The organism is Brucella lupini, assembly GCF_002252535.1.
In the GTDB taxonomy this organism is placed as follows: Bacteria; Pseudomonadota; Alphaproteobacteria; order Rhizobiales; family Rhizobiaceae; genus Brucella; species Brucella anthropi.
Genome location: NZ_NNRN01000031.1, coordinates 40,042 through 66,514 on the forward strand (window position 1 = coordinate 40,042; position 26,473 = coordinate 66,514).

Below are 26,473 nucleotides of genomic sequence, written 5' to 3' on the forward strand. Positions count from 1 at the left end.
TGCGCGGCCTTTTGCTTTTGAAGATAGTTTAAACTCAATCCATGCTGTCTTGAACGGATTCGGATTCGCCATTGGCGACGACTTCGACTTCCTCGTTCTTGCCGGATGAAACCTTGAAATCGCGCTGATAAATGCGGTCCTTGTTCTTGGCGACGGCGACATAATCGCCTTCGATAAGAACCATCGAAGAATAAGCACCAGCACTTTCGCGTACCACATCGCCGGAAGCGTTCAGGATTGACCATGACGTATCGGCAAGCGCTTCGCCGCCGCGCTCGCGCACAAGCTTCAACGTCACTTCCGCGGCCCGATGCTGAACGGTCGCTTCCGTCAGTTTTCCGGCTTCCACGCGAATATCGGCCCGAATGGTGGCATTGGCCGTGCCATAGTTGGAAACAACATGATAAGTGCCGCTGTTGAGGCGAATGATCGCGTTCGGCTTGACGTCGGGCACAATCAGCGAACGATCATTATTGTCTTCGTCCGCATAGATCGAGAAACGCAGGAGATCGTCATTAATCTTGCCGCCATCCGGCAGAATCGCACTGAGCTTCATCCCGCCCGCATCGAGCATCATCACTTCATGACGGGTCGCGTTGCCGACCGTGATCCGCTTGGTAGCACCGGCGCGCCCATAGGCGACATGCACCAGATAGCTGCCCTCGGGCAGATTGAAAACAGCGCTGCCGCCCTTTGCACTTGCGATCAACGGCAGTTGACCATCCGCTCCGACATCCGGCGAGAACACGCGCCATACAAGCCCCGCCGGAATATCACCGCCACCTTCACTCAACCGCGCCTTGAGATCGAGTTCACGCGTCTGGACGAGCGGATTGTTCTCCGGGCTGGATGGGGCGGCATAAGTGTTCAGTGTCGGAAGATCGAGCGCTGGCTGCGGCAAGTCTGGCAGGCCAGTCGTGGTGGTCTGCAACTGTGGAATATTTGTCTGCGGATCTAGGCTCTGAGCCAACGATGGCATTGCACTGACGGCAAACGCGAACGCCGTAAAAAACGATCCTCCGCGCAGGGCAATTTTTCTCTTTGGGTAAAACAGGTTCAAGCGATCCGACATGTTGTATTTTTGAGCCCATGCGGGTGGCGAATTCAAGGCCAAATCGCTTCCGGCACCCGCATTTTTCCAACTTCTGTTGATTAATCGTTTCTGGAATTTTGACTTTACAGTACGGATGCAACGGGCGAGAAGAAGCAGCCCCGAATAAGTGGAGCAATATAAGCAGCATTTTAGTGACGAGGTTATCCGTGGCCCATCCGATCTTCGATTTTCTGGCACAGCGCAGTTCCACCCCGATTTCGGCAATTTCCGGACCAGCACCCGAGGGCGAGGAACTTGCAGCCTTGCTGAAAGTTGCCGCACGCGTGCCTGACCACGGACGCCTGACACCCTGGCGTTTCATCCTTTATCGCGGCGATGCGCGTCTCAAAGTCGGCGAGTATCTTGCTCAGCGTGCCGAAGAAATTGAAGGTCCGATGCCGGAAGGACGCAAGGAAAAAGAGCTTACGCGTTTCTCGCGTGCGCCCCTTGTTGTCGGCGTGGTGTCGTCGCCTGTCGCGCATGAGCGCATTCCGGAATGGGAGCAATTCCTTTCGGCTGGCGCTGTCGCAATGAACCTTTGCACGGCTGCGAACGCGCTTGGTTATGCCAGCAACTGGATTACAAACTGGTATTCGGACGACGCTTCCGCCCGCGCATTTCTGGGACTGGCGCCCAATGAACGCGTTGCCGGGTTTGTTCATATCGGAACGGCGGCAAACAAGATGCCGGAACGCCCGAGAGCCGACATGGACAAGATCGTTACCGAATATTCCGGCCCATGGACGCAAGCTTAGAACTGACTTCAACAAGACTTTCTAATCAGCGGATAAACATATGTTTTATGAACCGAGGGAAGGGCACCCGCTGCCCCATAATCCGTTCAAGGCAATCGTTGCACCACGCCCCATAGGCTGGATCGGGACGAAATCGAAGGAGGGCGCCGTCAACCTCGCGCCCTACTCCTTCTTCAACGCGATCTGTGACACGCCGCCTATGGTCATGTTCTCATCGAGTGGTGTGAAGGACAGCGTTTCATTCATCGAAGAAACCGGCGAGTTCACCGCAAATCTGGTGAGCGATCATTTGAGAACCCAGATGAATGCATCATCTGTCGACGCGCCTCGCGGTATCAGCGAGTTCGAATATGCCGGACTAACCCAGACGTCGAGCAGGCTTATCGCAGCCCCACGCGTCAAGGAGGCCTATGCAGCGCTTGAATGTGTCGCGGTGGAAATCAAACGATTGCAGGACAAAGAGGGCAGGCCGACCGACAATTACATGGTGATCGGTGAGGTTGTCGGCGTGCATATCGATGAACAGGTCCTGACCAACGGTCTCATCGATATCGCGAAAGCCAGACCTGTCAGCAGACTTGGCTATATGGATTTTGCCACGACGGAAAGCGTCTACCAGATGTTCCGTCCAAAATGGGAAGATGAGAAATAGACCGATTGCACATTCCAGCAAAAGTGTGAAACGGTTTTGCGTCCGGAAATGCGTAAAAACAAATAGTTAGAGGCCTTTTTTCTTGGCTTCGCCCCAGATTGCTTCCATTTCATCGAGAGTAGCGGCGTCAAGGTCGCTTCCGGTTTCACCGAGCGTTTTTTCGATGAAATGGAACCGCCGCTTGAACTTCTCATTGGCTGCGACGAGCGCAGTTTCCGCATCGATCTCAAGATGACGGCCCAAATTGACCATGGCAAACAGCAGGTCACCATATTCCTCTTCGATATCCGCGCGCTCCTTCGCCGCCATAGCTTCCTTCAGCTCTGCGGTTTCCTCGGCGATCTTGTCGAGGATCGGTGCTGCCTCAGACCAGTCGAAGCCGACTTTCGCGGCTTTCTGCTGGAGTTTCAAAGCACGAAGCAGGGCAGGGAAGGCGTGTGGAATATCGTCCAGAAAGCCGTTCTTCTCGGCCGTTTCAAGTCCGAGTTTCTCACGCCGTTCGGCCCGCTCTGCTTTTTCCTCAGCCTTGATGCGATTCCATGAACCTTTGGCCATGCCTGCATTTCTGGCTTCAGCGTCACCGAAAACATGCGGATGCCGACGTATCATCTTGTACGTGATAGCTTCGACAACATCGCCAAATGCAAAGCTGCCCTGTTCTTCGGCCATGCGCGAATGGAACACCACTTGCAACAACAGATCGCCAAGTTCTTCGCGCAGATCGTCCATATCATTGCGCTCTATGGCATCGAGGACTTCATAAGTTTCCTCAAGCGTATAGGGCATGATGGATTCGAAACTCTGCTCCACATCCCATGGACAGCCGGTTTCGGGGTCACGGAGCGCTGCCATGATTTCCAGAAGGCGATCGATATTGCGGGATGGTTTCATCATCGCTCCGTCAAACTTGGCTGATCTATTGCAACCATTCAAGAGAATCGCACCGGATGGCTTGAAGTCTGTTACTGATTTTGCATAGTCAGCCGGGGATCGCACATCGGGGCGGTATGTTCAACAAGCGGATACATAAACGATGACAATTCTTGTGACTGGCGGCGCTGGTTATATCGGCTCGCACACCTGTGTTCAGCTCATCGAGGCAGGCCACGACGTCGTTGTGGTCGACAATTTTGACAACAGCCACCCGGAAGCCCTGCATCGCATCGAAAAGATTACCGGGCGCACGCCGCGCCGGGAAGCAGGTGATATTCGAGATCGCGCTTTTTTGGAACAAGTGATCCGGCATCACAAATGCACTGCCGTCATTCACTTTGCCGGTCTGAAGGCCGTCGGTGAATCGAGCGAAAAGCCGATGCTCTATTATGATTGCAATGTGGTGGGCACGCTCCGCCTGTTGCAGGCCATGGAAGCAACCGGCGTCAAGACACTGGTTTTCAGCTCATCAGCCACGGTCTATGGCGATCCGCAGAAATTGCCAATCACGGAAGACCAGCCGCTATCGGCAACCAATCCCTATGGTCGGACCAAGCTCGTCATCGAAGACATGCTTCGCGATATTTATAACGGCGACAACAGCTGGAAGATCGCCATCCTGCGTTATTTCAACCCGGTTGGCGCACATGAGAGCGGCCTGATCGGCGAAGATCCAAAGGGCATTCCGAATAATCTGATGCCGATCATCGCGCAGGTCGCGACCGGTCGTCGCGAAAAACTGAATGTCTGGGGCAATGATTATTCAACGCCCGATGGCACCGGCGTTCGCGACTACATTCACGTAGTGGATCTGGCCGCCGGCCACTTGAAGGCACTCAAGAAGCTGGATGAGCCGCAGTGTTTCGAGGTGAATCTCGGCACGGGGCAGGGCTATAGCGTTCTGGACGTCGTGAAGGCCTTCGAGCATGTTTCGAACCGCGAGATCAAATACGAGATTGCGCCGCGCCGTCCAGGCGACGTTGCTGAATGTTACGCTGATCCAACCTTTGCCCGCGATTTCCTCGGCTGGTCCGCAGAGAAGAACCTCCGCGAAATGTGCCAGGATATGTGGCACTGGCAATCGAAGAACCCCAACGGTTACGAATGAACCAGCTTGGATTGTAAATTGGAAGCCACATCTCAAAAGTGTGAGCTATCGCGCCATATCGGGAGGATTGAAACTCCTCCCGAGAGGTTTATGAACGAATGTGAATTTTGAATGAAGCGGGCGTCGCGCTCCGCAATGCCTGCAAGATTGGACGATACGATGCGCTTCCTGCCTGACAAATTCACCAGCATGCTGATCGTGACCATTCTGCTTGCGTCCGTGCTCCCCGTGCACGGTGATTTTGCAGACTGGTTTGCGCTGGCGACGAAATTTGCTGTCGGGCTTCTGTTCTTTCTGCATGGTGCGAGGCTCTCGCGTGAGGCCGTCGTTGCAGGCATAACGCACTGGAGACTGCATCTGGCAGTCCTGTCATCGACGTTCATCCTGTTTCCGATCCTCGGTCTGGCGGCAGGCTGGACCATTCCCGGCTTGTCGCAATCAGCTTTTTACACAGGTATCCTCTTTCTTTGTGTTTTGCCTTCGACGGTACAGTCGTCCATAGCCTTCACCTCAATTGCGGGCGGCAATGTTTCAGCGGCAATCGTATCAGCATCTGCGTCGAACATTTTCGGCATGTTTCTCACACCCTTGCTGGTCGGCTTGTTGTTCGCAGTCAAAGGCGGTGGTGGAATATCGGTCGATGCGCTCGAATCCATTCTGTTGCAGCTGCTCGCACCCTTCGTGCTCGGACAAATTCTGCAGCCATGGATCGGCAGTTTCATGCGGCGGCACAGCAAAGCACTCGGCTTTGTTGACCGAGGCTCGATCCTGATGGTCGTTTATCTGGCTTTCAGCGAGGCTGTGGTTGAAGGTCTTTGGCGTACCGTTTCATGGCACGATCTCGGCATGATGGTGGGCGTCAACATCGTTCTGCTGGTCGTTGTGCTGCTGGCCACCTGGTACGGCAGCAAGTTGCTCGGTTTCAATCGTCCCGACCGCATCACGATCATGTTCTGCGGATCAAAGAAGAGCCTCGCCAGCGGAGCTCCAATGGCAAGCGCGATTTTCGCCGGTGCGAATGTCGGCAGCATTGTTCTGCCTTTGATGCTCTTTCACCAGATCCAGCTTATGGCCTGTGCTGTGATTGCACGAAAGCTGGCGGATCATAAAGGACAAGACGAGCGCGTCACAGCAGCTGCCGAGTAGGGAACCATCTGATTGCAGCGACCCCGCTTGCGAGATTTTCCAGATAAGCGTAGGAAGCGGGGAGGGATACTCTTGCTCTACGCGCTCGAATGTCCACCAAAGTAAGAAATTACAGATTTTACAAACACTTACATACCGCAGCTAACAGATGCCAAGAACAGAAGAAGGGCCGATCTTTATGGCTGAGAATGACCAACCAGCTTTTGATCAGGAAGCGCTTGCAGAAGCCTATGAGCGGGCGCTTGCACTGGAAAAAGCTGGCGATTTCGATGCCGCTGCCAAGGCCTATGAAGATGTGCTGCGGATCGATCCTGATGACCATGGCGGCGCAGCCGTGCGGCTTGCGAGCATGGGACGCGGCGCGGTACCTCTAAAGGCACCGGATGCCTATGTGTCGACACTCTTCGATCAACATGCCGAAATGTTCGACACGATCCTTGTTGACCAGCTCGGTTATGACGTTCCGCTGCAGCTGCGGGAAATGCTCCTCGACATGAACGACGAGTTTTTCGCTGAACGCATGCTCGATCTGGGCTGCGGCACTGGCTTGTCAGCTGATGCGCTCGATGACATGGCCGGACATAAGACCGGCGTCGATATCTCGGAGAACATGATCGAAGTCGCTTACGAGAAAGGCGACTATCAGGTGCTGTTCGTCGGCGAAGCCGTTCGTTTTCTCGAAACCACGAGCGAACAGGATTGGGATCTGATCGTGGCTACCGATGTTTTGCCATATATGGGCGAACTCGACAAATTCTTCACGGGCGTTGCCGCGCATCTGCTGCCGGGCGGATATTTCGGCTTCTCCAGCGAGACGCTGGACGATACAAGGCTTGCCGGGCGCGCATTCATGGTTGGAGACTATCAGCGCTTTGCACACGCACAAACCTATGTGCGTGCGATGCTCGACAACCACGGAATGGACTGTGTGCGTTGCGAAGATATCGTCGTTCGCAGCGAACAAGGAGCGCCAGTTCCAGGCCATCTCTATATCGCTCAGCGTCGCTAGTACTCTGGGCTGATATTCAGGGTTCACATCTAAGTCTCGAAGGAGCTCAGATGTCGACAGCGCCGCAAGCGGTTGTCGCAATGTTTCAGGACAGATGGATATGGGTTGGTTCCATAATCTATCTTATGTGATCGATGTACGTCACTAAACACTAGCCGTTTGTATCCTGCCCTTCATGCCGATTGGACGCACAGCAGCCTGCTTTACATCGTTGATTTCAATCATTTCGAAGAATCGCGTGACGTGAGAAACACGACCAGTATCACAGCAATCTGTCTTGGCATCTAAGACCAAAGCATGCGTGTACTGTCGGTCCATATAGGCTATTACCCGGGCGGCGCCGTATTTCGCAGATGGTCGGTAGCGATATCTTGCTTTCGAGACGGTGAGCGCCATTTCCGGCTCAAGTCCGGATGGGAAGGAAGGTCGATTTAAAGATGTTGGAAGCACGTATTCGAAACACTTCGCTTCGAGACAAGATCATTACCGCTGAACAGGCTGCGAGCCTTATCCAGGACGGTATGGTCGTCGGCATGAGTGGATTTACCCGCGCTGGCGACGCCAAGGCTGTACCCGTTGCCATGGCTGCCCGTGCTGCGACAGATCCCTTCAAGATCACGCTGATTACTGGCGCTTCCCTCGGCCACGACGTCGACAAGATTCTTACAGAAGCACACGTGCTTTCGCGGCGCATGCCGTTTCAGGTCGACAGAACCCTGCGTGCCGCGATCAATCGCGGTGAAGTGATGTTCATCGACCAGCATCTTTCCGAAACTGTAGAGCAATTGCGCTCAAACCAGATCGGTCCTATCGACTACGCCGTGGTCGAGGCTCTTGCCATCACCGAGAGCGGCGGAATCATTCCCACGACATCGATCGGCAATTCGGCAAGTTTTGCCATTCTGGCGGATAAGGTCATCGTTGAAGTGAACCTTAATCAGCCTATGGCGCTTGAAGGTCTGCACGACATCTATATTCCAACGAAGCGCCCTTCCCGCGACCCTATACCGGTCACGGCGTGCGACAGCCGCGTCGGCCTGCCCTATATCCCGATCCCACCGGAAAAGATCGCAGGCATCGTCATCACGCAAGAAAATGACAGCGCCTCGACCGTGGAACCGGCCGACGGTGAAACAATAGCCATTGCGGGCCATCTGATTGAATTTCTGATGCAGGAAGTCGCTGCCGGACGTCTTGATCTGACGCTCAATCCGCTTCAGGCTGGCATCGGCACCATTGCAAATGCCGTATTGAACGGTTTTGCCGATAGCCCGTTCCACAATCTGCGCATGTATAGCGAAGTGCTGCAGGACAGCACCTTCGACCTGTTCGATGCCGGAAAGCTCGACTTTGCATCAGGATCATCGATCACGCTCAGCCCCACCTGTGGAGAGCGTGTCTTCAACAATATCGACCGTTACCGCGACAAGCTTATTCTGCGCCCGCAGGAAATCAGCAACCACCCGGAAGTCATCCGTCGTCTCGGCATTATCGGTATCAATACAGCGCTCGAATTCGACATTTATGGCAATGTGAATTCCACGCATGTCGACGGCACGCATATGATGAACGGAATTGGCGGTTCAGGCGACTTTGCCCGTAACGCCTTCATCTCGATCTTCGTCACCAAATCCGAAGCCAAGAACGGCGCGATATCGTCCGTCGTTCCGATGGTCACGCATATCGACCATACGGAGCATGACGTGGACATTCTGGTAACGGAACAGGGCCTTGCCGATCTGCGCGGCCTCGCCCCTCGTGAGCGGGCCCGTGTCATCATCGACAACTGTGCGCACCCGGACTATCGCCCACAACTCAACGATTATTTCGACCGCGCTTGCGCACGTGGCGGGCATACACCTCATCTAATTGAAGAGGCTTTCAGCTGGCATCAGCGCCGCCGCGAGACGGGCAGCATGCGTAGCTGAATATCTGAAAAATCTTGCACTGTTCGGTGTCAGCTTGATTTAAGTTATTGCTTACAAAGCGGAACCTTCTTTTCCTTGGAACGTTAACCGGCACATCGTTTTTGGATTGGAGACGATGTGCCGCTAGCAAGAGCCCTGCTCTTTCTTTCGGTTTGAACGGCCTCAATCGGCGGCGTCGAGGAACGGTCGTCGGTTAGGCAACGCAACCCCAAGTTCCGGGAAGGATCAGACCGCCTATGTCCATCCTCATCAGCCTTCTGATAACAATTCTTGTTATCTTCCTCGTACTTTATCTCATCAACATGCTGCCTCTGGATGCCAAGGTCAAACAGATCGCTCAAGTTATCGTGATCATTATTGGCATCATTTCGCTTCTGAAATATTTGGCGGTCTTCTGATTCAAACCATCAGCAGTCATAGTGCCGGCGAAATCCCGGCCAAAATCCCGGGGTGTCAGGCCGCTCCGGGATTCGTTGCAATGCCTTACCCAGGGTATTTCCTGACTTATATTAGCCACTTACGATTTATGTCTCGTTGAGACGGTTCTTTTAAACATAGTTGTGCTTAATTACATTTCCTCGTAACATATATTCGCTATGCTACCTGTGATTGTGTCAATAATGGCACTCATAGACAAAAAATTGCAAGAAGCGCATGGTGGTATCTTTCCCCTCTCCGGCGTTCCTTTTATAAGGCCCACAAAATAAATGCCCGTTCTTAATAGGGATCAGGCGCGGGTCGTAGATCATCCTCACTCAGGGTTGGGAGCGCGAGGAAATGAAGAAGACTGCTCTACTAAAAGCAGCCTTGATAACGTTGTCTGTCGTGTTGTTCTCTCTCGGGGCAACCTCGATAGTGGCGTTTACTTCTGGCGTCACGCCTGGCATCGTCGCGCTCGGCCTTAGCGCGGGCATTCCCGCAGCCACGGCCTTCCCTTCTCTTGCCTATATTTTTCATCAACATAGCAAGTTGCAAGACGCTTATCTCCAGCTTGAAAAAGCGCATGTCGAACTGCAGGCACGGTCACGGATCGACCACATGACTGGTCTTCTCAACCGTGAAGCGTTGTTCGAAGCCATGAAGATCAGCCGCTCCCGTATCGAAACCGGCACCTTGCTCGTTATCGATGCCGACCATTTTAAGGCGATCAACGATACGTTTGGCCATGGCGTCGGCGACCGTGCCTTGAAGCTGATCGCATTCGCGCTTCAGAATGTGACGCGAAAAGGCGATCTTGTCGGCCGTATCGGTGGGGAAGAATTCTGCGTTTTTCTGCCGGGTGCCAGTGGAGAGACCGGTATGCGGGTTGCACAACGCATACGCGCAGAAGTAGAAAATACGCCGTTTCACACAACGGAGTATCAGGTCTATCCGTTGACGATCAGTATCGGTGTTGCCTCTGCGCCGAAAAATGAGACGAACTCGCAGGTACTCAGCCGCGCTGATCGCTGCCTCTATATTGCGAAGCAGCGCGGACGCAATTGCGTGGTCTTCGATGAAGAAAGTGGGCGCCTTGCCAGCGCATCTGTCGTTTCTATCGTAAGTGCTCGGGAAGTGGCGCGCGGATAGCGCCGCGCTTCATTCCCAGGGTTCAATTACCTCTTCAGACCAACCGACCGGCACGAATCCCATTTTCTGATAGAGTTGCAGAGCTCTTGGGCTGTCGAGCGTATTAGTATGGATCGTCACCTTTTCCGGTCCATGCGCCCAGGCTGCGGAAATGGCCTCACTCAGGAAAAACTTTCCGAGACCCCGCCCCTGAAAATCATCGATGAGACCGAAATAGACAATCTCGGCAGCCTCCGGCAAAGCGGTCAAGTCGAGTTCGACAAATCCAGCGGGACAGCCTTCTGCATAGAGAACGTGGATTTCAGTCGTATCTGCATGAATTACGGCTTCAACTTCCGCGTCCGTCTGAACACGGCGCATCATCCAGTGATGCTTACGCCCGATCTGTTCATAGAGATAGCGGTAGTAATGGACCGGCATGGCACCCGCGCGCATCATAGCGAGGCGGATACCAGATGGCACCGGCACCTGAACTGCCTGACGGGCAGACATTTCCAGGTGGGTGATGCGGGCGGTCAGTTTTCCGGTCATGCTTATTCAGCTTCACCGGTGACAACTGGTGTATCCTGCCTGCTTCCCCATTCACTCCAGGAACCGTCGTAAAGACGATTATCCTTGTGACCGACCGACGCCAATGCAAGCATGATGACCGCTGCGGTCACGCCAGAGCCACAGCTCGTAACGACCGGTTGTGAGAGATCAACACCGGCCTCGTCGAAAATCTTGCGCAGGCTTGCAAGGTCCTTTAGCTCACCGTTTTCAGACAAAGTGCCAACGGGAACGTTGCGTGCACCGGGCATATGGCCGGAGCGCATGCCTGCCCGTGGCTCGGCATCGCGTCCGGTGAAGCGTCCGGCTGCGCGTGCATCGGCGATCTGCGAGCCTCGCTCGTCCACAATTTCGCGCATCTGCACGAAATCGACCACTGCGGCCTCGTCGAATGATGGCGTGAACAGCGTTGGCGCAATCTTTGTAGCTTCTTCGGTCACCGGATAACCAGCCTTTTTCCAGCCGTCGAAGCCGCCATCAAGTACATAAACATTCTTCACACCCATCACGCGGAACATCCACCAGACGCGCGGTGCGGAAAACATGCCGACTCCGTCATAGACAACAACTGTCTCATCAGCCGTAACTCCCATGGCACCGACATGCTGCGCAAAAAGCTCTGGCGACGGCAGGGTGTGCGGCAGACCGGATTCCTTGTCAGCAATCTTGTCCTGATCGAAGAACACAGCGCCTGGAATATGTGCAGCGTTGTATTCTTCCTGCCCGTTGCGTCCAGCAGCCGGGAGATACCAGGAGGCATCGACAATCGCGATGCCCGGCTTGCCGAGCCGTTCTTTCAACCAGTCCCGTGAAACGACGAAGGCGCTTTTCTCTACCATGGGTAAACACTCCTCAAGCATGTTTCGTAAAACCGGGAAACACGCAGAAAAAAATGGGTTCAGGCTTCTGGCAGGGAGCCAAAGCGAATGCGGAACCGGCGGTTTTCCTTGCCCTTTTTCTCGATCTTGCCGATGTGGATTTCACCCACTTCCTGCGTTTCGGAAACGTGCGTACCACCGCAAGGTTGCGAATCCACCACGCCGTTTTCACCGATAAGAACAAGGCGTATGCGACCGAGCCCCACCGGAGGACGCACATTCTTCGACTTTACGATATCCGGATTTGCAAGGAATTCTTCATCGCTGATCCAGCGAATGGCAACCGCGTCATTGGCATTCACCCGCTCCATGAGCCTTTCGGTCACGAATTCCTTGGTGTAGCTCGGATCGGGAAGATCGAAATCAACGCGACTTTCATCCTCGCCCACCGCAGCGCCGGTAATCGGAAACGGGCAGACAACGGAAAGCAGGTGGCAGGCCGTATGCATCCGCATCAGCTTGTAGCGACGCGGCCAGTCAACATGCAGGACCAGCTTTTCACCGACAGTGGGCGAAGCCTGTCCTTCTGCCGGAACATGAATGATTTCGTTCTTGTTTTCGCCCGTAACGGTTGCTGAAATCTCGATACGAGAACCATCCGCGCGCTCGAGAAAGCCGATATCCCCCGGTTGGCCGCCGGAGGTCGCATAGAAGTTTGTCTGGTCGAGAATAATCCCGCCCGTCTCGGTAATGGCGAGTACCGTGCCCTCCGCCGTTGAAAGATAGGAATCTTCGCGGAAAAGCGCTTCGGTCTCGTATGCCATGATTATCCCTCGAACGGTATGTCTATCTCGGTCTTCCTCTCCAGCCATCCCGGCACTGGCAGGTTCTTGCCACGCAGGAAAGCAGGATTGAACAGCTTGGACTGGTAACGATTACCATAGTCGCAAAGCACCGTCACAATTGTGTGGCCCGGCCCGAGATCTTTTGCAAGCCGGATTGCGCCTGCAATATTGATACCCGAAGAACCGCCGAGGCAAAGTCCCTCATTTTCCACAAGGTCGAAAACAATATCGAGCGCCTCCGCGTCGGAGAGGCGATAAGAGAAATCGGGGGTGAACCCCTCAAGATTGGCGGTGACGCGCCCCTGCCCGATGCCTTCGGTGATCGAGTCGCCTTCGGCTTTCAGCTCGCCCGTCGTGTAGAAGGAATGGAGTGCGGCTCCATATGGATCGGCAAGTGCGATCTTGATATCAGCATTGTGATCCTTCAGACCGAATGCGGTGCCGACAAGCGTTCCACCCGATCCGACAGCGGCGACAAACCCATCCACCTTGCCGTCAGTATCACGCCAGATTTCCTGCGCCGTGGTTTCAATGTGGGCCTGTCGGTTGATCGGATTATCGAATTGATTGGCCCAGACCGCACCGTTCGGCTCGCTTTTGGCAAGTTGTTCAGCCAATCGTCCCGACAGACGCACATAATTGTTCGGATTGCGATAGGGGGCGGCTGGAACTTCAATCAGTTCGGCGCCAAGCAGGCGCAGCGCGTCCTTCTTTTCCTGGCTTTGCGTTTCGGGAATAACGATAACTGTCCGATAGCCAAGCGCTTTCGCGACCATCGTGAGGCCGATGCCGGTATTGCCGGCCGTACCTTCAACGATGACACCACCGGGTTTCAGAAGCCCACGCTTTTCGGCATCGCGAATAATATAGAGCGCTGCGCGGTCCTTCACCGACTGTCCGGGATTGAGAAACTCGGCCTTGCCATAAATTGCGCAGCCGGTAAGTTCGGAAGCCTTTTTCAAATGGATCAATGGCGTATTGCCGATTGCGTCGAGCACCGATTGGAACATGGCTTCCGTCCTTCCTGTTTTGAAGAGGAAATTATGAGGAACGGCCCTGCCCTTCAAGCAAGCATGGAATATTTTTCCAAGCCATTACGCAAATTGAAACCTATCCTGCGCTCATAAATAGAAAAGCCGCCCGAAATGGGCGGCTTTTTGAAAAAATATTCAAGGCAAGCCTTACGCTGCGCGCTGTCCGCCATTGCCGTTGGCATTGCGGCGCTTGCGGCGGAACGGACGCTTCGCTTTCGGAGCGGCTTCACCTGCTGCGTGACCGCCTGTACGATGGTCGCCTGACTTCGGGGCTGCACGACGCGGCTTCTGCGCCGTTCCGCCCTTGCGATGCTGGGTCTTCTGCGGGCGTTCGCCCGGAGCCGCCGCACGCGGTGCCGGAGCAGGTGCAAGCTCCACAGGTGCATCCTTGATCGGAAGCTTGTTACGCGTCACACGCTCAACGGCTCTCAGCTTGGATTCTTCCGCCGCCGGATCATAAAGCGTGATCGACGCGCCGCTGGCGCCATTACGGCCGGTGCGGCCAATACGATGCACATAGGTTTCCGGCTCGTCAGGCAGATCGTAGTTCACGACGTGGCTGATACCCGGCACGTCGATGCCGCGTGCAGCAATGTCGGTTGCTATCAAAATCCGCAGCGATCCATCACGGAATCCGTTCAGCGCACGCTGACGTGCATTCTGCGACTTGTTGCCGTGAATGGCGGCGACTTCATAGCCATCGCGTTCCAGATGACGGACCACCGCATCGGCACCGTGCTTGGTGCGGGTGAAGACGATGACCGAACGCATAGCCTTGTCACCCAGCAGCGCGGAAAGAAGACGGCGCTTCTCCTTGGTGTGCACAGGATGCACAACCTGCGTGATTTCAGCAGCCGTCGTTCCCTGCGGAGCGACTTCCACACGAACCGGATCACGCAGCAAGCTTCCTGCCAGCGACGCGATTTCCTTCGGCATAGTGGCCGAAAACAGCGCGGTCTGACGATCAGAATGCGTCGCTTTTGCAATGCGCTTCACATCGTTGATGAAGCCCATGTCCAGCATACGGTCCGCTTCGTCGAGGACGAGCCAACGCGTCTGCGAGAGGTCAACCAGACCGTCACGCATCAGATCGGTCAAACGACCAGGCGTGGCGATCAGAACGTCGATGCCCGGTGCGATGCGCTTGATCTGGGACAGCTTGGAAACGCCGCCCAACACAAGCGCTGTCGAGATATGCGCGTGTTTGGAAACATTGCGGATCGTCTGTTCAATTTGCACGGCGAGTTCACGCGTTGGCGCCAGGATCAGTGCGCGCGCGGTCTTCGGACGGCGCTTGTCGCCGAGGCCGATGATCTTCTGCAGGATCGGCAGGCTGAAAGCTGCGGTCTTGCCGGAGCCCGTCTGCGCGATACCAAGAATATCGCGGCCTTCAAGCTGGTGTGGAATCGCCTGCAACTGGATCGGCTTCGGCTCGGTCATGCCAGCGGCTTCGACGCCCTTGAGCAAAATGCCGGTAACGCCGAGAGCGGCAAAGCCGCCCGTAATTTCTTTTGTCAATTCAATCTCTTTCGGCGGCACCATGATGTCATGGTCCGCATACAAATGCCGGTCAAGCGCAACTTGCCGAACTCTATCTGTTCAATGATAACGACGGGACGCCGAAGCTTATAAACTCCAGGCGACTTGCGCTGCCGTGCCCGAACATTTTCTCGGGTCTCCCCGCTTCCGGACCATTCCGGAAGACAGAGGCGAGACGCAACAAGTCCAATGCCGGGAAAGCCGACGAACACGTCGGCCCATGCGCCTGACGCGGCATATGGGGTGTTTTCGTCGAAAAAGCAACTGATTTCGCTTAAGGCACCGAAATCAGATGATGAAATCAGCGAGCACCTGATTGTCCGTTATGTCCTGATAGGCCCAACCGGCTTCTGCGAATTTCTTTTCCAGAAGCTTGAAGTTCGCCGCGTTCTTCGTTTCGATGCCGATCAGCACAGAGCCGAAATTACGCGCCGATTTCTTCAGATATTCGAAACGCGCAATATCATCTTCAGGACCCAGAAGATCAAGGAACGACCGAAGAGCGCCCGGCCTTTGCGGGAAGCGGAAGATGAAATATTTCTTCAAGCCTTCGAAGCGCAGTGCACGCTCACGAACATCCGGCAGGCGCTCGAAGTCGAAATTGCCGCCCGAAACAACAATGACGATGCGCTTGCCTTTGAGGTCGCTCTTCTTGAAGTCCTTCAACGCATCAATGCCGAGCGCGCCCGCTGGTTCAAGCACGACGCCCTCAATATTGAGCATTTCGATGATTGTTGCGCAAAGCCGGTTTTCCGGAACCGTTATAACAGTTTTCGGATCGAACCCTTTGAGAAGCTTGAAGTTTTCTTTTCCGATCTCGGCAACAGCTGCACCATCGACGAAATTGTCAACATGCGTAAGTTTGATACGCTTGCCTGCTTCAAGGCTCCCTTTCAAGCTCGCAGCGCCCTGTGGCTCGATAAAGCGGAAACTCGTCTTCCAGCCCAGATCTGAAACATATTGCGTAACGCCGCCGGACAATCCGCCGCCACCGACAGGCAGCAGAATAAAGTCGGGCTTCTTTCCCTCCGGCAACTGCCGCTCGATCTCAAGCGCCACCGTCGCCTGCCCCTCGACGATACCGGGATGATCGAAAGGTGGCACCATCACGCCCTTCTGGCTTGCGGCAAACTCCTGCGACGCGGCATAGCAAACGTCGAAAATATCGCCCACCAGCTTGATTTCAATGAATTCGCCGCCAAAAGCGCGGGTCTTGTCGATTTTCTGCTGCGGCGTCGTAACCGGCATGAAAACGACACCCTTGCGGCCAAAATGGCGGCAGACGAATGCAAAACCCTGTGCATGGTTGCCTGCGGAAGCGCAAACGAACACCGCATTCTTGTCGGTCGTTTCGACTGCCTTGGAGATGAAGTTGAAAGCGCCACGAATCTTGTAGGACCGGACCGGTGTGAGATCTTCGCGCTTGAGCCAAATTTCCGCACCGTACTTCCGTGAAAGGTAATCGTTGAGCTGCAGCGGCGTTTCAGGAAACAGCGCGCGCATTGCCTTTTCGGCCTCGGATACGGATTTGACGAAGGCGGTCATTATTCGACTTTCTGCATTTCCTGCTGGTTTTCCGCCCATGGCTACATGGGTTTGACAATGCAGACAAGGTTGAAGCTCGTCAGGTCGCCAAATCAACGATTTAGAGTAAGCATATATTCGGCAATACTAACTGTTGATGTTAACAGGCTTTGTGGCTTGAATTCGTGACACAAATCATGACATAGACGAGGGTAATTGCTGCGGTCGTGGCGAAATTGGTATACGCAACGGACTTAAAATCCGTCGTCTTTTAGACTTGCGGGTTCAAGTCCCGCCGACCGCACCACCTCCTCCTTTTGCGCTCAGTTTTCCCATATCCGCTCCAGGCAACCTCGCCTTGACAATTTGCTGCCCTATCCTCCAGTTTTCCCCTACTCGAAACAGATGCAGACGGAACAATGGAAGAGCAAGCCACACAGTTGATCGCAAATACAAACGCATTCGTTCTCCAGATGTACGACCTTCTCATACGATATTCAGTCTCCACACTCGGTGCGCTGATTATCCTTTGCGTCGGCTGGATACTGGCCGGAATCCTTCAAAAATGGACTATACAGTCGCTGTCGAAAATTCGCGGCTTCGACCAGACGTTGGTCGGATTCTTCGGCGCTGTCGTCCGCTACGGCATACTCGTCATCATTCTGGTCATGGTTCTCGGGCAGTTTGGCGTCCAGACCGCGTCCATTCTCGCAGCGCTAGGCGCCATTGGCCTTGCTATCGGCCTCGCCCTTCAAGGTACGTTGCAGAACATCGCAGCAGGCATCATGATTCTGGTCCTCAGGCCATTTCGCGTTGGTGAATATATCAGTGCAGGCACCGTCGTCGGCACCGTGCAAGACGTCGGCTTGTTTGCGACGGAGCTCAAAACCATTGATGGCCTCTACGTGCTGGCACCCAATTCTTCTCTTTGGAATACGCCCGTCACCAATTACAGCCGCATGAAAACCCGCATGCACGAGTTCAAGGTGGGGATTGGCTACGAAGACAATATCGATCAGGCCTTCGCGATCATAAAGAAGGTTGTCGAAGATCAGAAAGGTGTTCTCTCAACACCCGCACCGGCCTATTTCGTATCGCAACTGGGCGACAGTGCCGTTGTTCTCAGCGCCAACTACTGGATAAACAGCGCCGATTATGCGCAGGTGTCGCGTCACACGATCAAAACGGTGAAGATCGAATTTGACAAAGCCGGGATCAACATCCCTTATCCGCAAATGACTTATCATGTCATTGAAAAAGATAATAAAACAGAAACAGTTAACTGATCTTTCTAAACTCTTTTTTCAGAGAAGCCGCAGATTGAATCTGCGGCTTTTCAATAGCTGCTACTCCGCTCAACTGTTCAGCTTGGCAGTGATTTCCGCAACACGCTTGCCCTGAAACCGCGCCCCGTCCAGTTCCTGTTCCGAAGGCTGGCGCGAACCGTCGCCATCTGCAGTTGTCGTCATCCCATAGGGAGCACCACCGCGCACCACATCATTTCCCATCTGCCCCTGATAGGCATAGGAAAGCGGGACGATAATCATGCCCTGATGCTGCATCTGCCACTGTGTGGAAATCAACGCCAGTTCCGCGCCACCATGCTGCGTGGCTGTGGAAACCATCACCGACCCGACCTTGTTAATGAGGGCACCCTTTGCCCAGAGACCGCCGGTCTGGTCGAGGAAATTCTTCATTTGAGCCGCCATCATGCCATAGCGGGTAGCAGTGCCGATGATGATGGCGTCGTAATCCGCGAGTTCAGCCGGCGTGGCAATCGGCGCATCCTGATCGATCTTATAGTGCGAGGCTTTCGCGACATCCGGCGGAACCAGTTCCGGCACCCGTTTGATCGTGACCTCCGCGCCGCCTTCGCGCGCACCTTCAGCCGCCGCCTTGGCCATTTTTTCCATGTGACCATAGGCCGAATAATACAGCACCAGCACTTTAACCATGTGACGTCTCCATATCCCGATTTGTGAGGCCCCAACCTCGACAGGTTCAATTAGGGGAGCCGCCTTCTTTGGGAAGGCACAACTTCTCGCGCCCAAATAAAATGCTGCAATAAAGCAGTTGCAGCCTTGTCCTGCTGGCGCTTAACTGATGCCAGAAAATGGAGTCTGGATATGACCAACAATCCGCAGCAAGCCGTCAAGGCAGCCATGCTGGCAATTGGCGACGAGCTTCTCTCAGGCCGCACCAAGGACAAGAATATCGGACATCTCGCTGATGTCCTGACAGCGGCGGGCATTGATCTCAAGGAAGTACGGATTGTTCCGGACGAAGAAAACGCCATCGTCGCCGCTCTGAATGCACTGCGACCGCATTATGACTATGTTTTCACGTCCGGTGGAATTGGCCCTACCCATGACGACATCACCGCCGATGCGGTTTCTGCGGCCTTTGGCGTGCCTTGTATCTATGACGAAAAAGCCATGAAACTGCTTGGCGACAATTATGCAAAGCGTGGGCTGGAATTCACCGACTCGCGCAAGCGCATGGCGCGTATGCCGCAAGGTTCTGAGCATATAGCGAACCCGATCTCCGCTGCGCCCGGTTTTCATATCGGCAATGTCTATGTGATGGCAGGCGTGCCTTCCGTGTTTCAGGCAATGCTTGACAATGTACTGCCGACACTGAAGACCGGCCGCAAGCTTCTGTCCAGGTCGGTGCTTTGTCCTTTTGGCGAAGGCGTGATTGGCGCTCCCCTGACGGAAATCCAGAAAGAAAACCCCGATACGATCATCGGTTCCTATCCGAAATTCGAGAACGGGCGCTTCAGCACGGAACTTGTCGTCCGCGGGAGCGATCCTCAAAAAATCGATACGGCAATTGATGCAATCGAAAAAATGATCTCGTCGCTCGAAACAAAAGGTGCCGCTTAATCCTTTGCAACCTTTTGCCCGCGCAACTCGTTGCACTATATGCTAAAATAGAAACACAGCCGGAAGGAGTTCGGTCATGTCCTACAAGACGGTGGTTGCCTATTCTCGCAGTGAATCCGAGTTGAAGCGGGTTGTGTCCGCCGTTGGACTTCTAAAGCAGAAAGTGCCCGATATTCACGTCATCGGGCTTTATTCAATCCCTTCGCCCATCGTCTATGCCGACCCGAACGGCTTCATCGATCCGGGAATGTTCGAACTGCATGACAAGCAGCACAAGGAGCTTTCCGAAAGACTGAAACATCTTTTCGAGGAAGAGATGCGCCGTCAGGGCACCAACTATGAATATCGCATCACGCGATCCGAAACCGGCACCGCTGCTGATGGCGTGCTGACTGCTTGTCTTGGAGCCGAATTGCTGGTCGCCGGGCAACCCGACCCCGACGATCCGGCCACCAACGACGAAACCGCCGATACGATTGTTTTCAATTCCAGCTGCCCTGTTCTGCTGGTTCCCTATGCACCGGTGCTGCAGATGATTTCGCTCGACCGGATCGTCGTCGCCTTTAACGGCAAGCGGGAAGCGGCCCGGGCCGCTTTCGACGCCCTGCCCTTGATGAAACATGCCGACAGAACGGAAATCGTTTGGGTCGATCCACCGGAAATTGAAGGCGAGGATCAGGCTTTGGCGAGCCACGATATTGCGGAATCACTGTCTCGGCACGGGATTGATGTGACGACCACAGCACTGGCATCCAACGGACGTTATACGCAGGATGCGTTGAGGGAACATATCATCGCTGAACGCGCTGATCTTTTCGTGATGGGCGCTTACAGTCATTCCCGGTTGCGTGAACTGGTCTTTGGCGGGGTGACGCGCTCCATGCTGAACGAGCTGCCCATTCTCACGCTTTTCTCGCGTTAGAAGACACGATTGAAGCCAGTTTGATCCGGCAATTGGCCAACAACTGGCCGACAACTAGCCTGTGATGACACGACACGCTTGCAAGAACACCATTTTTGCGGTTATCAGCATCACCCGGCGCTGACTGTGCCGGGTGGAGAGCCTTTTCCTCTCTTGCCGCCCGCCTGAAAGGGCGCAGACGAAGAAAAGCCGCAGATCCTGACAGTTACAGCGCTTGGCAATCCGTCATAGCGCATTTTTGGTTTTTAAAGGTCCGGAGAACGAGCTCCGGATCGTTCCACGGAGCGTTTCGATGTCCTTGCCAGATAAAGCCTTCCCAGTTTCATGGGATCAGTTCCACCGTGATGCCCGCGCCCTTGCCTGGCGGATTGCCGGTATGAATCGCGATTGGCACGCAATTGTTGCCATCACGCGTGGCGGTCTGGTCCCTGCAGCCATCGTCTGCCGCGAACTCGGCATTCGTCTCATCGAAACCGTCTGTATTGCCTCCTATCACGACTACACGTCGCAAGGCGACATGCAGATCCTCAAGGGTGTGAGCGAAACACTGCTGGAAAATGGCGGCGACGGCGTCATCGTCGTAGACGACCTGACCGACACCGGCAAAACCGCAGCCATCGTGCGGGAAATGATGCCGAAGGCCCATTTTGCGACTGTTTACGCCAAGCCGAAAGGCCGTCCGCTGATCGATACCTTCGTAACGGAAGTGTCTCAGGACACCTGGATCTACTTCCCTTGGGATATGGGCTTCACCTATCAGGAACCGATCGCAGGCGACAAGCGCGGCTGAAGCCCGACAGACTTGAAGCCATAAATCCATCGAATGCACTTCCGATAAAACTGGCGGATTCACATCCGCCAGATCAAAACACTGCGAAACGAAAACAAACGAACGCGATTGCGGTGACATTTCCGCCGCAATCGCACCTTATGGAAAACGCAACGAAATAACGCTGATCGAGGGCGGATAGCGTTTTCAAAGCTGTCATCCCACCCTGAAATTTCAGTAATACCTTTAAAATAAAAGCTTTTTTCGGATATTTTCAAAGGTCTGTTGCCTAACTAATCAGTTGTTATTTTGGCGAATCGGATCATGCTATAGATAAAAAGGGGATTTTCGCGGTGAAGTCGCAGGCCAAACAACTGATTGCAACCGAAAAGCGTATTTTGACGCCTTCCGGTCGTTTGCAGCAGGTTGCGGCGCTTGTCTATCGTCGCGACATGGGCATCCTCAAGGTTCTCGTCATTACGAGCCGCGGTACAGGCCGCTGGATCATCCCCAAGGGCTGGCCGCAAGTCGGTCGCACTCTGGCGGATACTGCTCTTCGTGAAGCTTATGAAGAAGCCGGCATTCGTGGTGAGGTCTCACCAGTACCAATCGGCAGTTTCTGCTACTGCAAGACCGACCTACCGCCTGAACGCATAAACCAGTTCACGGCAGCAGTATTCGCGGTGCAGTTCACCGGGCAGGAGAAAGATTGGCCTGAGCGGGATCAGCGCATCTGCGAATGGGTGTCGCCACAGGAAGCGGCCAATCGCGTCGAAGAGACAGAACTGAAGCAGTTACTGAACCATTTTGGTGATTCGGGCATTGCCGCTGCTGCTGAGTAAGCAGCCGGCAAGCCGTCTTCAATGCAGCATTCCCCCGGATTATGATCCTTTTGCAGGGATTTTCTCTTTCGACAGTCGACACTGCCGTGCTTGTTCCTCTAACTGCTAGTAATAGCGGCTATCCAGGCTCCCCAAATCACATAGCCGGCTTGGTTCGCAAAAGTGTCGCTTCTCCCCGTTATCCACATTTGCCCCAAGCTGTTACGCACAATATCTAGATGCTGGAGCGTTACAACAAACCATTGCTTGACGCTCGAAGCCGAGTCGTTTTTTATGATACTATCGTTGCGTAAGTAGCGTGATCGGGCGTTGTAATCTGCCGGTCCTTTTTTCGGTCAAGTTGAGTATCGAACGAGCGTTGCGCTTTGAAAGTGCGGTTTTCGCTCGGTGCTTTCTTGCGCCCAAATTCTGGGTGCGCCCTTCTCTGGAGAAGCAGATGCAACATCGATCAGAAACAGCGTTAACACTAGATTTAGTATTTGCGCTCATGCTTCTTACAAGATAAGGTATTTTTCGTTCCGCCGATTTTTGATCGCGATCGCGCTAGCAAGGTTGCAATTAAGCTCCCCTGAGGCGTTTTTTCGTGGGCTTTGATGAGGTGGAAGCGGATTTCCGGGAGTTTTCTCCCCAACAAGACGCTCCTCCCCGCAGAAGAGCTGTTTTGACAGAGACGCGATACAGACAGGCCGTGGCTGAAAACCGTCACTAGAGCTACTATATATAGAACGTTTGGATGGGACAGATGAAGATCGAACGCCGTTTCACGAAAGAGAATCAGTCGGCCTATGCGGACATCGCGTTCCGGACTGCGACCAGCGAGATCAAGAATCCCGATGGATCCATCGTATTCCGTCTTGAGAACATCAATGTGCCCGCGCAGTTCAGCCAGGTCGCTGCGGACATTCTTGCACAGAAGTACTTCCGCAAGGCTGGCGTTCCCGCACAGCTGAAGAAGATCGAGGAGAACGACGTTCCCTCATGGCTGTGGCGCTCGGTCGCTGACGAGGACGCGCTTGCCAAGCTGCCTGAAAATGATCGCTACGGCTCCGAAATGGACGCCTGCCAGGTTTTCGACCGTCTCGCCGGCACTTGGACCTATTGGGGCTGGAAGGGTGGCTATTTCGCCTCTGAGGAAGACGCCCTCGCCTTCCGCGACGAGCTTGCCTATATGCTCGCGACCCAACGTGTGGCTCCAAACAGCCCGCAATGGTTCAACACCGGCCTGCATTGGGCCTATGGCATCGACGGTCCCGGCCAGGGCCATTTCTATGTCGACTGGCAGACCGGCAAACTGACCAAGTCCAAGTCGGCCTATGAACATCCGCAGCCGCATGCCTGCTTCATTCAGTCCGTTGGCGACGATCTCGTCAATGAAGGCGGCATCATGGATCTGTGGGTCCGTGAAGCGCGCCTGTTCAAGTATGGCTCCGGCACGGGCTCTAACTTCAGCTATCTGCGCGGCGAAGGTGAAAAACTTTCCGGTGGTGGCAAATCCTCCGGTCTGATGAGCTTCCTGAAGATCGGCGACCGCGCCGCAGGTGCGATCAAGTCGGGCGGCACGACCCGCCGCGCCGCCAAGATGGTCGTCGTCGACATCGATCATCCGGATATCGAGGAATATATCGACTGGAAGGTCAAGGAAGAGCAGAAGGTTGCTTCGCTCGTCACCGGTTCCAAGATCGTCAAGCAGCATCTGACCGCCATCATGAAGGCTTGCGTCAACTGCGAAGCGGACAATGATGATTGCTTCGATCCGGCGAAGAACCCTGCCCTGAAGCGCGAAATCAAGGCCGCAAAGAAGAACCAGGTTCCGGAAAACTACGTCAAGCGTGTGATCCAGTTCGCGCGTCAGGGCTACACCGACATTCAGTTCAAGACCTACGATACAGACTGGGATTCGGAAGCCTATCTCACTGTTTCGGGCCAGAATTCCAACAATTCCGTTTCGCTGAAGGACGAATTCCTGCGCGCTGTCGAAAACGACGGCGACTGGAACCTGACAGCTCGTCGCGACGGTCGCGTCATGAAGACGCTGAAGGCGCGCGATTTGTGGGAAAAGATCGGTTACGCCGCCTGGGCGTCCGCTGATCCGGGCCTGCACTACAACACGACCATGAACGACTGGCACACCTGCCCGACCGCCGGTCCGATCCGCGCTTCCAATCCGTGCTCGGAATACATGTTCCTTGACGACACGGCTTGCAATCTGGCGTCGATCAACCTGCTCACCTATCGCAACAAGGATGGTTCATTCGATATTGCGGCTTACGAGCACACGGCACGCCTGTGGACCATCGTTCTCGAAATCTCGGTGATGATGGCGCAGTTCCCGTCGAAGGAAATCGCCCGTCTTTCTTATGAATACCGCACGCTCGGCCTCGGCTACGCCAATATTGGCGGCCTGTTGATGACTTCCGGTATTCCTTATGACTCCGACGAAGGCCGTGCAATTTGTGGCGCGCTGACGGCGATCATGACCGGTGTGGCCTATGCCACCTCCGCTGAAATGGCAAAGGAACTCGGAACCTTCCCGAGCTATGAGCCAAACGCCGGGCATATGTTGCGCGTCATTCGCAACCACCGCCTCGCAGCCCATGGCCAGACGGAAGGTTATGAAGGACTTGCTGTCAATCCGGTTGCACTGATTGCCGAGGATTGCCCGGATCAGGATATGATTACCCATGCACGTGCTGCCTGGGACAAGGCGCTGGAACTTGGCGAAAAGCATGGCTACCGCAATGCACAGTCCACCGTCATCGCGCCTACCGGCACGATCGGCCTCGTCATGGACTGCGACACGACCGGCATCGAGCCTGATTTTGCGCTGGTGAAGTTCAAGAAGCTCGCTGGCGGTGGTTACTTCAAGATCATCAATCGCGCTGTACCGGAAGCACTCCGCACGCTCGGTTATTCGGAAAGCCAGATTGCTGAAATCGAAGCCTATGCTGTCGGTCACGGCAACATCAATCAGGCTCCGGGCATCAACCCGTCTTCTCTGAAGTCCAAGGGCTTCACCGACGAGAAGATCGAAGCCCTGAATGCTGCTCTCAAAAGCGCATTCGACATCAAGTTCGCTTTCAACAAGTGGACGCTGGGCGAAGACTTCTGCAAGGACGTGCTGAAGCTCACCGATGAACAGCTCAACGATTTCTCGTTCGAGATGCTCCCGGCGCTGGGTTTCGCCAAGAAGGACATCGAAGCTGCCAACATCCATGTTTGCGGCGCAATGACCCTCGAAGGGGCGCCGTTCCTCAAGGAAGAGCACTACGCCGTGTTCGATTGCGCCAATCCTTGTGGCAAGATCGGCAAGCGTTATCTCTCGGTGGATAGCCACATTCGCATGATGGCAGCCGCACAGCCGTTCATTTCGGGTGCGATCTCCAAGACGATCAACATGCCGAATGACGCAACCGTCGAGGACTGCAAGAACGCCTATATGCTGTCCTGGAAGCTGGCGCTCAAGGCCAATGCGCTTTATCGCGACGGCTCCAAGCTTTCGCAGCCGCTCAACGCCGCCCTCATCTCGGATGATGAGGACGAAGACGATGCAGTCGAGGCACTGATCGAAGCCCCTGCTGCAGCCCGCGCCGTTCAGGTAACCGAGCGTATCGTCGAAAAGGTTGTCGAAAAGATCGTGCATGAGCGCGAAAAGCTGCCGAACCGTCGTCAGGGTTATACGCAGAAGGCAGTCGTTGGCGGTCACAAGGTCTATCTGCGCACCGGCGAGTTCGGTAATGGACGTCTCGGTGAAATCTTCATCGATATGCACAAGGAAGGCGCTGCTTTCCGTGCAATGATGAACAACTTCGCCATCGCCGTATCGCTCGGCTTGCAGTACGGCGTACCGCTCGAGGAGTATGTGGAAGCCTTCACTTTCACGAAATTCGAACCGGCAGGCATGGTCATCGGCAACGATGCCATCAAGACCGCAACGTCGATCATCGACTATGTCTTCCGTGAGCTGGCGGTGTCCTATCTCGGACGCAATGACCTCGCCCATGTCGACACAAGCGATTTCGGTAATACGGCGCTCGGCAAGGGTATCAAGGAAGGTAAGACCAACCTGGTCTCGACCGGTTGGACGCGTGGTTACAAGCCCACTCTGGTGACCAACTCGACTAACGAAGCCAAGGGATCGACAAATTCTGCGCCGCAGGCTTCCAACGTCACAACCTTGAAGTCGACCACGCCGACGGGCAATCGCCCCGCAACAATCGGTCTGGTGACGGATGGTGCGACCGCCTTCAAGCGGGAGTTGGAAGAGCAACCTGCTCCGGCACAGCAGCAGGAAAGCACATCGGCAACGGCAACCGAACTTTTCTCGGATAAGGCTGCAGCAGACGCTGCTTCCGCCCGCGCGGAAAGTGCGAATGCCGCCAAGAAGCTGGAAGCTGACCGCCGCATCAAGTCGATGATGCAGGGCTATACCGGCGACAGCTGCACCGAATGCCAGAACTTTACCATGGTTCGCAACGGAACGTGTCTCAAGTGCGACACTTGCGGTGCAACGAGTGGCTGTAGCTAAGTCTAGTTCGTTGAATATGAAGATAAAA

The 26,473-nt window shown here is 54.7% G+C and carries 24 protein-coding genes and 1 tRNA gene; 15 read left to right on the forward strand and 10 right to left on the reverse strand.

Translation table 11 applies throughout. The features are described 5' to 3' along the window. Positions 1-34: 34 nt before the first annotated feature. Positions 35-979 carry a hypothetical protein gene (locus CES86_RS03900; RefSeq protein WP_373366444.1) on the reverse strand — a complete coding sequence of 315 codons (945 nt, stop codon included), beginning with the start codon at positions 977-979 and terminating at the stop codon, positions 35-37. A gap of 281 nt (positions 980-1,260) precedes the next feature. Here CES86_RS03900 and CES86_RS03905 point away from each other — a divergent pair, with 281 nt between their 5' ends. Both CES86_RS03905 and CES86_RS03910 read left to right on the forward strand, forming a co-directional pair. Further along, a complete protein-coding gene (locus tag CES86_RS03905) occupies positions 1,261-1,848 on the forward strand; it encodes a nitroreductase family protein (RefSeq protein WP_012092048.1) in 588 nt (195 codons plus the stop codon). Between the two features lie 40 nt (positions 1,849-1,888). Then, a complete protein-coding gene (locus tag CES86_RS03910) occupies positions 1,889-2,500 on the forward strand; it encodes a flavin reductase family protein (protein ID WP_029924826.1) in 612 nt (203 codons plus the stop codon). A gap of 66 nt (positions 2,501-2,566) precedes the next feature. Here the strand turns inward: CES86_RS03910 and mazG are convergent, their stop codons facing one another. Then, the gene (gene mazG, locus CES86_RS03915) at positions 2,567-3,391 is read right to left on the reverse strand and encodes a nucleoside triphosphate pyrophosphohydrolase (RefSeq protein WP_094513764.1); all 825 of its coding nucleotides are present in this window, start codon (positions 3,389-3,391) and stop codon (positions 2,567-2,569) included. 142 nt (positions 3,392-3,533) lie between these two features. On the opposite strand from mazG, the gene galE reads away from it, so the two are divergent. The 3 genes from galE to CES86_RS03930 all read left to right on the forward strand — a co-directional run bounded on the left by galE (position 3,534) and on the right by CES86_RS03930 (position 6,696). Beyond that, the gene (galE, locus tag CES86_RS03920) at positions 3,534-4,541 is read left to right on the forward strand and encodes a UDP-glucose 4-epimerase GalE (RefSeq protein ID WP_010660095.1); all 1,008 of its coding nucleotides are present in this window, start codon (positions 3,534-3,536) and stop codon (positions 4,539-4,541) included. A 159-nt stretch (positions 4,542-4,700) separates the two neighbouring features. Then, on the forward strand, positions 4,701-5,687 hold the full coding sequence (locus CES86_RS03925; protein WP_036563726.1) for a bile acid:sodium symporter family protein: 987 nt from the start codon (positions 4,701-4,703) through the stop codon (positions 5,685-5,687). Positions 5,688-5,865: 178 nt separating this feature from the next. After that, positions 5,866-6,696 (forward strand): class I SAM-dependent DNA methyltransferase, encoded by an 831-nt coding sequence (locus CES86_RS03930; protein ID WP_036581764.1) that lies wholly within the window; start codon positions 5,866-5,868, stop codon positions 6,694-6,696. 144 nt (positions 6,697-6,840) lie between these two features. On the opposite strand, the gene CES86_RS03935 is transcribed toward CES86_RS03930, so the two are convergent. Continuing rightward, a complete protein-coding gene (locus CES86_RS03935) occupies positions 6,841-7,092 on the reverse strand; it encodes a hypothetical protein (protein WP_029924818.1) in 252 nt (83 codons plus the stop codon). A 41-nt stretch (positions 7,093-7,133) separates the two neighbouring features. Here CES86_RS03935 and CES86_RS03940 point away from each other — a divergent pair, with 41 nt between their 5' ends. The 3 genes from CES86_RS03940 (at position 7,134) to CES86_RS03950 (ending at position 10,193) form a co-directional block, all read left to right on the forward strand. After that, positions 7,134-8,624 carry an acetyl-CoA hydrolase/transferase family protein gene (locus tag CES86_RS03940; protein ID WP_010660092.1) on the forward strand — a complete coding sequence of 497 codons (1,491 nt, stop codon included), beginning with the start codon at positions 7,134-7,136 and terminating at the stop codon, positions 8,622-8,624. A gap of 236 nt (positions 8,625-8,860) precedes the next feature. Then, the gene (locus CES86_RS03945; RefSeq protein ID WP_010660091.1) at positions 8,861-9,022 is read left to right on the forward strand and encodes a Thivi_2564 family membrane protein; all 162 of its coding nucleotides are present in this window, start codon (positions 8,861-8,863) and stop codon (positions 9,020-9,022) included. A 379-nt stretch (positions 9,023-9,401) separates the two neighbouring features. Then, entirely contained in the window at positions 9,402-10,193 is a 792-nt protein-coding gene (locus CES86_RS03950; protein WP_012092042.1) for a GGDEF domain-containing protein, read from the forward strand. A 9-nt stretch (positions 10,194-10,202) separates the two neighbouring features. Here CES86_RS03950 and CES86_RS03955 read toward each other — a convergent pair whose 3' ends face one another. From CES86_RS03955 to ilvA, 6 genes are all read right to left on the reverse strand, one after another. Next, complete coding sequence (locus CES86_RS03955; RefSeq protein WP_029924813.1) at positions 10,203-10,724, reverse strand: GNAT family N-acetyltransferase; 522 nt, start codon at positions 10,722-10,724, stop codon at positions 10,203-10,205. 2 nt (positions 10,725-10,726) lie between these two features. Beyond that, a complete protein-coding gene (gene sseA, locus CES86_RS03960; protein ID WP_094513765.1) occupies positions 10,727-11,581 on the reverse strand; it encodes a 3-mercaptopyruvate sulfurtransferase in 855 nt (284 codons plus the stop codon). Between the two features lie 59 nt (positions 11,582-11,640). Continuing rightward, positions 11,641-12,384 carry an alanyl-tRNA editing protein gene (locus CES86_RS03965; protein ID WP_029924810.1) on the reverse strand — a complete coding sequence of 248 codons (744 nt, stop codon included), beginning with the start codon at positions 12,382-12,384 and terminating at the stop codon, positions 11,641-11,643. 2 nt (positions 12,385-12,386) lie between these two features. Next, positions 12,387-13,415, reverse strand: a complete 1,029-nt coding sequence (locus CES86_RS03970; protein ID WP_029924808.1) for a cysteine synthase A — start codon at positions 13,413-13,415, stop codon at positions 12,387-12,389. Positions 13,416-13,586: 171 nt separating this feature from the next. Beyond that, positions 13,587-14,981 (reverse strand): DEAD/DEAH box helicase, encoded by a 1,395-nt coding sequence (locus CES86_RS03975; RefSeq protein WP_036563724.1) that lies wholly within the window; start codon positions 14,979-14,981, stop codon positions 13,587-13,589. A gap of 285 nt (positions 14,982-15,266) precedes the next feature. Next, the gene (gene ilvA, locus CES86_RS03980; RefSeq protein WP_029376102.1) at positions 15,267-16,526 is read right to left on the reverse strand and encodes a threonine ammonia-lyase IlvA; all 1,260 of its coding nucleotides are present in this window, start codon (positions 16,524-16,526) and stop codon (positions 15,267-15,269) included. A 197-nt stretch (positions 16,527-16,723) separates the two neighbouring features. Between ilvA and CES86_RS03985 the strand changes: the two genes are divergently transcribed. Beyond that, positions 16,724-16,809, forward strand: a tRNA-Leu gene (locus CES86_RS03985). Between the two features lie 112 nt (positions 16,810-16,921). Beyond that, a complete protein-coding gene (locus CES86_RS03990) occupies positions 16,922-17,788 on the forward strand; it encodes a mechanosensitive ion channel family protein (protein ID WP_029924806.1) in 867 nt (288 codons plus the stop codon). Positions 17,789-17,857: 69 nt separating this feature from the next. On the opposite strand, the gene wrbA is transcribed toward CES86_RS03990, so the two are convergent. Further along, positions 17,858-18,457: an NAD(P)H:quinone oxidoreductase type IV gene (wrbA, locus tag CES86_RS03995; RefSeq protein WP_010660082.1), complete on the reverse strand. Its 600-nt coding sequence runs from the start codon at positions 18,455-18,457 to the stop codon at positions 17,858-17,860. Between the two features lie 171 nt (positions 18,458-18,628). On the opposite strand from wrbA, the gene CES86_RS04000 reads away from it, so the two are divergent. From CES86_RS04000 to CES86_RS04025, 5 genes are all read left to right on the forward strand, one after another. After that, a complete protein-coding gene (locus tag CES86_RS04000; RefSeq protein WP_029924802.1) occupies positions 18,629-19,387 on the forward strand; it encodes a competence/damage-inducible protein A in 759 nt (252 codons plus the stop codon). Positions 19,388-19,463: 76 nt separating this feature from the next. After that, positions 19,464-20,309 carry a universal stress protein gene (locus CES86_RS04005; protein ID WP_029924801.1) on the forward strand — a complete coding sequence of 282 codons (846 nt, stop codon included), beginning with the start codon at positions 19,464-19,466 and terminating at the stop codon, positions 20,307-20,309. A gap of 292 nt (positions 20,310-20,601) precedes the next feature. Further along, the gene (gene gpt / locus CES86_RS04010) at positions 20,602-21,099 is read left to right on the forward strand and encodes a xanthine phosphoribosyltransferase (RefSeq protein ID WP_010660079.1); all 498 of its coding nucleotides are present in this window, start codon (positions 20,602-20,604) and stop codon (positions 21,097-21,099) included. Between the two features lie 332 nt (positions 21,100-21,431). Further along, on the forward strand, positions 21,432-21,920 hold the full coding sequence (locus CES86_RS04015) for an NUDIX hydrolase (RefSeq protein WP_010660078.1): 489 nt from the start codon (positions 21,432-21,434) through the stop codon (positions 21,918-21,920). 742 nt (positions 21,921-22,662) lie between these two features. Further along, positions 22,663-26,445, forward strand: coding sequence for a vitamin B12-dependent ribonucleotide reductase (locus CES86_RS04025; protein ID WP_036586886.1), 3,783 nt, complete (start codon positions 22,663-22,665; stop codon positions 26,443-26,445). Positions 26,446-26,473: the final 28 nt, after the last annotated feature.

What these genes read in the sequence shown, in the direction of transcription:
- CES86_RS03900 (WP_373366444.1), bottom strand. Translation starts at nt 979, where the DNA reads ATGCCATCGTTGGCTCAGAGCCTAGATCCGCAGACAAATATTCCACAG.
- CES86_RS03910 (WP_029924826.1), top strand. Translation starts at nt 1,889, where the DNA reads ATGTTTTATGAACCGAGGGAAGGGCACCCGCTGCCCCATAATCCGTTC.
- mazG (WP_094513764.1), bottom strand. Translation starts at nt 3,391, where the DNA reads ATGAAACCATCCCGCAATATCGATCGCCTTCTGGAAATCATGGCAGCG.
- galE (WP_010660095.1), top strand. Translation starts at nt 3,534, where the DNA reads ATGACAATTCTTGTGACTGGCGGCGCTGGTTATATCGGCTCGCACACC.
- CES86_RS03925 (WP_036563726.1), top strand. Translation starts at nt 4,701, where the DNA reads ATGCGCTTCCTGCCTGACAAATTCACCAGCATGCTGATCGTGACCATT.
- CES86_RS03930 (WP_036581764.1), top strand. Translation starts at nt 5,866, where the DNA reads ATGGCTGAGAATGACCAACCAGCTTTTGATCAGGAAGCGCTTGCAGAA.
- CES86_RS03935 (WP_029924818.1), bottom strand. Translation starts at nt 7,092, where the DNA reads ATGGCGCTCACCGTCTCGAAAGCAAGATATCGCTACCGACCATCTGCG.
- CES86_RS03940 (WP_010660092.1), top strand. Translation starts at nt 7,134, where the DNA reads ATGTTGGAAGCACGTATTCGAAACACTTCGCTTCGAGACAAGATCATT.
- CES86_RS03945 (WP_010660091.1), top strand. Translation starts at nt 8,861, where the DNA reads ATGTCCATCCTCATCAGCCTTCTGATAACAATTCTTGTTATCTTCCTC.
- CES86_RS03950 (WP_012092042.1), top strand. Translation starts at nt 9,402, where the DNA reads ATGAAGAAGACTGCTCTACTAAAAGCAGCCTTGATAACGTTGTCTGTC.
- CES86_RS03955 (WP_029924813.1), bottom strand. Translation starts at nt 10,724, where the DNA reads ATGACCGGAAAACTGACCGCCCGCATCACCCACCTGGAAATGTCTGCC.
- sseA (WP_094513765.1), bottom strand. Translation starts at nt 11,581, where the DNA reads ATGGTAGAGAAAAGCGCCTTCGTCGTTTCACGGGACTGGTTGAAAGAA.
- CES86_RS03965 (WP_029924810.1), bottom strand. Translation starts at nt 12,384, where the DNA reads ATGGCATACGAGACCGAAGCGCTTTTCCGCGAAGATTCCTATCTTTCA.
- CES86_RS03970 (WP_029924808.1), bottom strand. Translation starts at nt 13,415, where the DNA reads ATGTTCCAATCGGTGCTCGACGCAATCGGCAATACGCCATTGATCCAT.
- CES86_RS03975 (WP_036563724.1), bottom strand. Translation starts at nt 14,981, where the DNA reads ATGGTGCCGCCGAAAGAGATTGAATTGACAAAAGAAATTACGGGCGGC.
- CES86_RS03990 (WP_029924806.1), top strand. Translation starts at nt 16,922, where the DNA reads ATGGAAGAGCAAGCCACACAGTTGATCGCAAATACAAACGCATTCGTT.
- wrbA (WP_010660082.1), bottom strand. Translation starts at nt 18,457, where the DNA reads ATGGTTAAAGTGCTGGTGCTGTATTATTCGGCCTATGGTCACATGGAA.
- CES86_RS04000 (WP_029924802.1), top strand. Translation starts at nt 18,629, where the DNA reads ATGACCAACAATCCGCAGCAAGCCGTCAAGGCAGCCATGCTGGCAATT.
- CES86_RS04005 (WP_029924801.1), top strand. Translation starts at nt 19,464, where the DNA reads ATGTCCTACAAGACGGTGGTTGCCTATTCTCGCAGTGAATCCGAGTTG.
- gpt (WP_010660079.1), top strand. Translation starts at nt 20,602, where the DNA reads ATGTCCTTGCCAGATAAAGCCTTCCCAGTTTCATGGGATCAGTTCCAC.
- CES86_RS04025 (WP_036586886.1), top strand. Translation starts at nt 22,663, where the DNA reads ATGAAGATCGAACGCCGTTTCACGAAAGAGAATCAGTCGGCCTATGCG.